Raw genomic sequence first — 300 nt, forward strand, 5'->3', positions numbered from 1 at the left:
TAGACCTGCACGGAAATGGTATCGCCAGTATCGAGTAAGTAATCTTCCTCGTTTGAGTCAGCGTTGACCAAAGTGCTAAATAGCAACAACGCTACACTCATGAATTTGATGAATGCCTTCATTAATAATCCTTTTTACAGAGAAAACTGTGCGCTTAAAGTCCAAATGTTTTGTTCGAAGCTATAACCCGATCGGCTAGAGTTTTTATCTTGGTATTGCCAATCGGCTTGCAGCTGTATCCAACGTTTGATCTGATAATCGATACCAAAAGATAGAGTGTACCGATCGTCGTTTCTGGAG

The 300-nt window shown here is 41.0% G+C and carries 1 protein-coding gene; it reads right to left on the reverse strand.

Annotated features, from left to right (window positions below):
* Positions 1-134: 134 nt before the first annotated feature.
* Positions 135-300 (reverse strand): outer membrane beta-barrel protein (locus IQR33_RS26815; protein WP_193844217.1); only part of this gene is annotated, 166 nt, incomplete at its 5' end.

The sequence above is a fragment of the Vibrio sp. OPT46 genome, assembly GCF_015163535.1.
GTDB lineage: Bacteria > Pseudomonadota > Gammaproteobacteria > Enterobacterales > Vibrionaceae > Vibrio > Vibrio alginolyticus.